The organism is Streptomyces tricolor, from assembly GCF_002155905.1.
Taxonomy (GTDB): Bacteria; Actinomycetota; Actinomycetes; order Streptomycetales; family Streptomycetaceae; genus Streptomyces; species Streptomyces tricolor.
This window is the reverse complement of the sequence record NZ_MUMF01000329.1, coordinates 1-6,736: the sequence shown is the minus strand read 5'-3', so window position 1 is coordinate 6,736 and position 6,736 is coordinate 1. Positions and strand designations below refer to the sequence as shown.

5 protein-coding genes are annotated in these 6,736 nt (G+C 74.2%); 3 read left to right on the top strand and 2 right to left on the bottom strand.

Annotation, left to right across the window (positions count from 1 at the left end; genetic code table 11):
* Window positions 1–819, top strand: an 819-nt coding sequence (locus tag CCN44_RS23540) for an alpha/beta hydrolase family protein (protein ID WP_143649930.1), incomplete at its 5' end; no start/stop codon positions are given.
* A 2-nt stretch (window positions 820–821) separates the two neighbouring features.
* Here CCN44_RS23540 and CCN44_RS23535 read toward each other — a convergent pair.
* Window positions 822–2,657: an NAD(P)-binding protein gene (locus CCN44_RS23535; RefSeq protein ID WP_086699302.1), complete on the bottom strand. Its 1,836-nt coding sequence runs from the start codon at window positions 2,655–2,657 to the stop codon at window positions 822–824.
* Between the two features lie 165 nt (window positions 2,658–2,822).
* On the opposite strand from CCN44_RS23535, the gene CCN44_RS23530 reads away from it, so the two are divergent.
* On the top strand, window positions 2,823–3,842 hold the full coding sequence (locus CCN44_RS23530) for a permease (protein ID WP_059250301.1): 1,020 nt from the start codon (window positions 2,823–2,825) through the stop codon (window positions 3,840–3,842).
* Window positions 3,839–4,549: a TIGR03943 family putative permease subunit gene (locus CCN44_RS23525; RefSeq protein WP_059250303.1), complete on the top strand. Its 711-nt coding sequence runs from the start codon at window positions 3,839–3,841 to the stop codon at window positions 4,547–4,549. The genes CCN44_RS23530 and CCN44_RS23525 overlap by 4 nt, the downstream gene beginning before the upstream one ends.
* 39 nt (window positions 4,550–4,588) lie before the next feature.
* On the opposite strand, the gene CCN44_RS23520 is transcribed toward CCN44_RS23525, so the two are convergent.
* Window positions 4,589–6,655, bottom strand: a complete 2,067-nt coding sequence (locus CCN44_RS23520; protein ID WP_208639823.1) for an NAD(+) synthase — start codon at window positions 6,653–6,655, stop codon at window positions 4,589–4,591.
* Window positions 6,656–6,736 lie beyond the last annotated feature (81 nt).

Genomic DNA, 6,736 nt, shown 5'->3' with positions numbered 1-6,736 from the left:
ACCGCCGGCGGAGTGGTGCTGGACCCTCCGGGCATGGCCTGCCCGCCGTCGGTGCCCGTGGAGGACGTGTGGGTGGAGGGCCCCGGCGGCCGCATCCACGCCCTGATCCAGAAGCCGGCGGGCGCCACGGGCCCCCTGCCCACCGTCTTCGACCTGCACGGCGGCCCCACCTGGCACGACAGCGACTCCTTCGCGGCGGGCCCGGCCGCCTGGGTCGACCACGGGTACGCGGTGATCCGCATCAACTACCGCGGCTCCACCGGCTACGGCCGCGCCTGGACCGACGCCCTCAAGCACCGGGTCGGTCTGATCGAGCTGGAGGACGTGGCGGCCGTCCGCGAGTGGGCGATCACCTCCGGCCTCGCCGACCCCGCCCGCCTGGTCCTCACCGGCGCCTCCTGGGGCGGCTACCTCACCCTGCTCGGCCTCGGCACCCAGCCGGACGCCTGGGCGCTGGGCATCGCGGTCGTCCCGGTCGCGGACTACGTCACGGCGTACCACGACGAGATGGAGGCGCTGAAGGCCATGGACCGCACCCTGCTGGGCGGCACCCCCGAGGAGGTCCCCGACCGCTTCGCCGCCTCCTCCCCGCTCACCTACGTCGACCAGGTCAAGGCCCCCGTCTACATCTCGGCCGGCGTCAACGACCCCCGCTGTCCGATCCGCCAGATCGACAACTACGTCAAGCGACTGGAGTCCCGCGGCGCGGTCCACGAGGTCTACCGGTACGACGCGGGCCACGGCTCCCTGGTGGTGGACGAGCGGATCAAGCAGGTGGCGCTGGAACTGGACTTCGCGAGGCGGCACTTGGGCGCGTAGCGTCAGCGCAGCTCCGCGAGCCCCCTCCGGGTGGCGGCGACCACCACCCGGTCGCCCTTGGCCAGGACGTGGTCGGCGGGGGTACCGGTCCGGCCCAGCAGGGCCAGGACCCGCCAGGCACCGGCCTGGAACGCCTCCGCCACGGTGCGGCCCTCCAGCCGGGGGTGGCCGTCCACGTCGACCGCGGCGAAGAGGAGCACCCTGCGTTCGACGGCGATGGCTCCCAGGACCTGGCGGCCCAGCATCGCGCCGGCGAACGCGGGGGCTGCCAGGTGGGTGACGCTGCGGCTGCGGGTCAGGGCCCGGGGGTAGGCGGTGCGGAGGGTGCGGTAGACGGCGGTGGCGAAGTCGTCGTCGTACAGGCGCAGCACCGCGCGGAGATCGGGGCGGACGGTCCGGGCGTAGAGCACGGCCTCCAGGTTGGTGGTGTCGGAGCTGGTCACCGCGAGCAGCGCCTGGGCCCGGTGGATCTGGGCGGCCTCCAGGACTCCTTCCTGGGTGACGTCCCCGAGGACCACCGGCACCCGCAGCCGGCGGGCGGTGGCGAGGCCGCGGGCCTCCGGGTCGGACTCGACGCACACCACGGGGATGTTCAGTTCCCGCAGCCGGGTCAGCACCCGGGTGCCGATCTTGCCGAGGCCGAGCAGTACGACATGCCCGCTCAGGCCGCGCGGCGGCCTGCGCAGGGCGGAGGCGGTGCGGAAGGTGCCGAGCGCCTCCAGCGCGGCGGCCAGCAGCACCGGCAGGAGCAGCAGCCCGACGAGCGCGGACAGGAGTTGGAGGATCTGGCGGCCGAGGGGTTCCTTGAGGGCCGGGTCGTCGATCGCGAACAGGTCGAGGAGGGTGATGTAGAAGGCGCGCAGCGGATGGATGCCGGTGACCAGCCACATGGCGACGGCGAGGCCGACCACACAGCCGACCAGGCCGGCCAGGGACCAGCGCAGCCGCCGGGAGAACAGGGAGGCGAGCGGCATGACGCCGGTCGCCCGTCGGGCGGGCGCGGCGGACTCGGTGCCGGCGGGGGTGGAGACGTGCTCCAGTACGACGGCCTGCCGTCCGGCGGCCCGCCGCACCTCCTCGTCGTCGGGGAGCAGCCGCGGCGGCTGCTCCCCGGCCACCCCGTGGGGGCCGTCGGTGCCGGCCGGGCCGCCGCCCGACAGCAGGGCGAGGGTGCACAGCCCGGTGCCGGAACCGTCCCCGGAGAGCGGCCGTTCCACGGCCCGCAGCAGCAGTCCCTCGGTCTGCACGACCCGGCTGGTGCCGGCGACGGCGGTGGCGGCCAGCGCGGGCGCGGCGGTGTCGGCGTCGGACAGTACGGTCGTGGAGGCCTCGATCGCGGCGCCCGGACCGCCGTCGTCGTCCCCCGCGGCCAACGCGGCGGCCTGGTCGAGGAGTTCCTCGATGTGCTGGCCCAACCGCCGGTTGTACAGCCGGAGGACGAGTCGCAGCCGGGGGTTGAGCCGGCGGGCGGTCAGCGCGGCGCGGATGTTGGTCTCGTCGTCGTCGTACACGAGGGCCAGTGCGGCGGCCCGGGCCACCCCGGCCTCCGCGAGCACCGCCTCGGTCAGCTCGGCTGCCTCCAACACGCCTTCGGATTCCGGGCGTTGGCCGGCCGGAGGGGCGGGCTGTCCGTTGCCTCCCGCCCGGCCCACGGTGCCCACCGCGGCGCTGACCACGCGGTCGAACAGCGCCGCCGACGCGGCCCGGGCCCGGCCGACCACGGGTGGGCGGGCGGTGCGCTCGTTCGGCGGCACGACGAGGGTGACCTGTTCGCCGTAGACCCCGCGCAACTCGGCGGCCAGCCGGTGCGCGAGCCCGTCGTCACCGCACACCACCATGTGCGCCGGCCGGTCCCCCGGCCCCCCTTGGTACGGAACGCTCGCCACAAGGGGAAAGAGTGCCCCACGCGGATGCATGGTTCCAGCAATGGTCTGAACGCCCGGGCCGGGCCGCGCGTACGGAAGGGGAGGCAGAGCAGCAGCCGGAGCCGGAGGTAATCATCCGTGGCCATCACCGACGACGCCCCGCCCGGCGCCGGCCCCCGTCGTACCGGGCCCTCGCCCGACCACCCGGGGCGCCGGCTGAACTCCCCGCTGGTGCTGACGCTCGCCCTGCTCCTGGCCGTGCTCGCCCAGTCGCCGATCCGCGGGCTGCTCGGCACACCGGCGATGCAGAGCTGGATGACGGTGTTCGTGGCGGTGACCGTGCAGGCGCTGCCCTTCCTGGTGCTCGGCGTGCTGCTGTCGGCGGCGATCGCGGTATTCGTCCCGGCGTCCTTCTTCGCGCGCGCCCTGCCGCGCCGGCCCGCCCTGGCCGTGCCCGTGGCGGGGCTCGCGGGCGCGGTGCTGCCGGGCTGCGAATGCGCGTCGGTGCCGGTGGCGGGCGCCCTGGTCCGCCGGGGCGTGACCCCCGCCGCCGCCCTCGCCTTCCTGCTCTCCGCGCCCGCGGTCAACCCGGTGGTGCTCACCGCGACCGCCGTCGCCTTCCCCGGGCAGCCGGAGATGGTCCTGGCCCGGTTCCTGGCGAGCCTGCTGGTGGCCTGCGCGATGGGCTGGCTGTGGCAGCGGCTGGGCCGCGCCGACTGGCTGCGCCCGCCGGCCCACGGCACCCACGAGGGCGCGACCAAGGGGGAGGCGTTCTGGGGCGCGGTCCGGCACGACGTCATGCACGCCGGCGGCTTCCTGGTGCTCGGCGCGACGGCCGCGGCCACGCTGAAGGCGGCGGTCCCGGCGGACTGGCTGCGTACGGCCGCCGGGTCGCCCCTGGTCGCGGTGCTCGCCCTCGCCGCCCTGGCCGTCCTGCTGTCCCTCTGCTCGGAGGCGGACGCGTTCGTCGCGGCCTCCCTCACCGCGTTCTCCCCGACGGCCAAGCTGGTGTTCCTGGTGGTGGGGCCGATGATCGACCTCAAGCTGTTCGCGATGCAGGCCGGCACCTTCGGCCGTGCCTTCGCGCTCCGCTTCGCGCCCGCCACCTTCGCGCTGGCGGTCACGGGCGCCGTACTGACCGGGACGGTGCTGCTGTGAACCGCCAGGCCCAGGCGGCCGTCCTGTTCCTGCTCGGCGCCGCGCTGCTGCACGCGGGCGCCACCGACCTGTACCTGCGGTACGTCAAGACGGGCCTGCGCCCGCTGCTGCTGGCCTCGGGCGCGGTCCTGATCGCGACGGCGGTGGCGACGGCCTGGTACGAGCGCCGCCGCGACCGGCGATCCGGGTCTCACGAGCACCCCGGACCGCGCGTCTCCTGGCTCCTCCTGCTCCCCCTCCTCGCCCTCATCCTGAGCGCCCCGCCGGCCCTCGGCTCCTACAGCGCCCTGCGCACCGGTACGGCCCTGCAGAAGCCGTACGCCTACGGCCCGTTGCCGGCCGGCGACCCGGTGCCGCTCTCGGTCGTCGAGTACGCCTCCCGCGCGGCCTACGACCACGGCCGCTCCCTGCACGGCCGCCCGGTCCGGGTCACCGGTTTCCTCGCCCTGGACCGCTCCGGCGCCCCGTACCTGGTCCGCATGGCCCTCAACTGCTGCGCGGCGGACGCCCAGCCGGTGAAGGTCGCGCTGACCGGCGACCTGCCCCCGGTGCTCCGCCCGGACGCCTGGCTGGAGGTGACGGGCACGTACACCCCCCGCCTGACCCGCGACCCGGTCAACGACGGCCCGATCCCCTATCTGAAGGTCACGTCGACCCGCCCGGTCCAGGCCCCGCGCGACCCGTACGACGAGACCTGGAACAACTGAGCGGGAGAACGACGGAGGGAACGCCGGAGCGGGGGGGGGCTACCGTCCGCTGCCCGCCGCGTCGAAGTCGAAGCGGTCGAGGTCCCTGAGCCACGCCTCCGCGTTGCCGTCGGACGGGGCCCGCCAGTCGCCGCGCGGGGAGAGGGAGCCGCCGGCCGACACCTTCGGCCCGTTCGGCATCGCCGAGCGCTTGAACTGCGAGAACGCGAAGAAGCGGCGGCAGAACACCTCCAGCCAGTGCCGGATCTCGGCCAGGTCGTACGCGCCCCGCTTGGCCTCGGGGAAGCCGGGCGGCCAGGCGCCGGCGTCCGGGTCGTGCCAGGCGTGCCAGGCCAGGAAGGCGATCTTCGAGGGCCGGAAGCCGTAGCGCAGCACCTGGAACAGGGTGAAGTCGTGCAGCGCGTACGGGCCGATCTTCGACTCGGTGGACTGCATCTCCTCGCCCGGCACCAGCTCGGGGCTGATCTCGGTGTCCAGGATCGCCGCGAGGATCTTGCCGGTGTCGTCGTCGAACTGCCCGCTGCTGATCACCCAGCGGATCAGGTGCTGGATCAGGGTCTTCGGCACCCCGGAGTTCACGTTGTAGTGGCTCATCTGGTCGCCGACGCCGTACGTCGACCAGCCGAGCGCCAGCTCGGACAGGTCACCGGTGCCGAGGACGATGCCGCCGCGCTGGTTGGCCAGCCGGAACAGGTAGTCCGTGCGCAGCCCGGCCTGGACGTTCTCGAAGGTGACGTCGTACACCGGCTCGCCGGAGGCGAAGGGGTGGCCGATCTCCTTCAGCATCAGCCGCGCGGTCGGCGTGATGTCCAGCTCGGCGGCGGTGACCCCGAGCGCCCGCATCAGCTTGTGCGCGTTGTCCTTGGTGTGGTCGCTGGTGGCGAAGCCGGGCAGGGTGAAGGCCAGGATGTCGCTGCGCGGCCGGCCGGCGCGGTCCATGGCGCGGGCGGCGACGATCAGCGCGTGGGTGGAGTCGAGCCCGCCGGACACCCCGATGACGACCTTCGGTCCGCCGATCGCCGCCAACCGCTGCTGGAGCCCGGCGACCTGGATGTTGTAGGCCTCGTAGCAGTCCAGAGCGAGCCGCTCGGGGTCGGCGGGCACGAACGGGAACCGCTCGACGCGCCGGCGCAGCCCGAGGTCGGTGACCGGCGGGTCCAGCTCGAACGTGACGGTGCGGAAGTCACCGGTCCGCGCGGCGTGGGCCCGGCGGTTGTCGTCGAACGTCCCCATCCGCTGCCGCTCCTGCCGCAGCAGGTCCAGGTCGACGTCGGCGACCGCGTACCGGTCGCCGAGCGGGAAGCGGTCCGTCTCGGCGAGCAGCACCCCGTTCTCGTAGATCATGGTCTGCCCGTCCCAGGACAGGTCCGTGGTGGACTCGCCCAGTCCGGCCGCCGCGTAGACGTAGGCGGCGAGGCAGCGGGAGGACGCCGAGCGGCACAGCAACCTGCGGTCCTCGGCGCGGCCGACCGTGATCGGGCTGCCGGAGAGGTTGACCAGCACCGTCGCCCCGGCGAGGGCGGCCTCGGCGCTCGGCGGCACCGGCACCCACATGTCCTCGCAGATCTCGGTGTGCAGCACGAGCCCGGGCACGTCCTCGGCCGCGAACAGCAGATCCACCCCGAACGGCACCTCGGCGCCGGCGACCCGGATGGTCCCGCCCCGCTCGTCGTGCCCGTCGGCGATCTGCCGGCGCTCGTAGAACTCGCGGTAGTTCGGCGGGTACGACTTCGGTACGACGCCGAGGATCCGGCCGCGGTGGATGATCACCGCGCAGTTGTAGACCCGGTGGCGGTGGCGCAGCGGGGCGCCGACGACCAGCACCGGCAGCAGCTCGGCCGACCCCGCCACGACGGTCCGCACCGCCGCCTCGACCCGGTCGAGCAGCGCGTCCTGGAGGAGCAGGTCCTCGATCGAGTAGCCGGTGAGGCCCAGCTCGGGGAAGACGGCGACGGCGACGCCCTCGTCCGCGCAGTCGCGGGCCTGGCGCAGGACCGCTTCGGCGTTGGCGTGCGGGTCGGCGATGACGGTGTGGCCCGTGCACGCGGCGATGCGCGCGAAGCCGTGCTGATAGAGCGACCAGAAGTTCAACGGGGCTTCCTTCATGTTTCAACAGACCCACAGACGAGCTGACGAAGCGAATCTCCTCCAGAAGGAAGCCTAGATCCCGGGTGGGGCGGGGGCTCG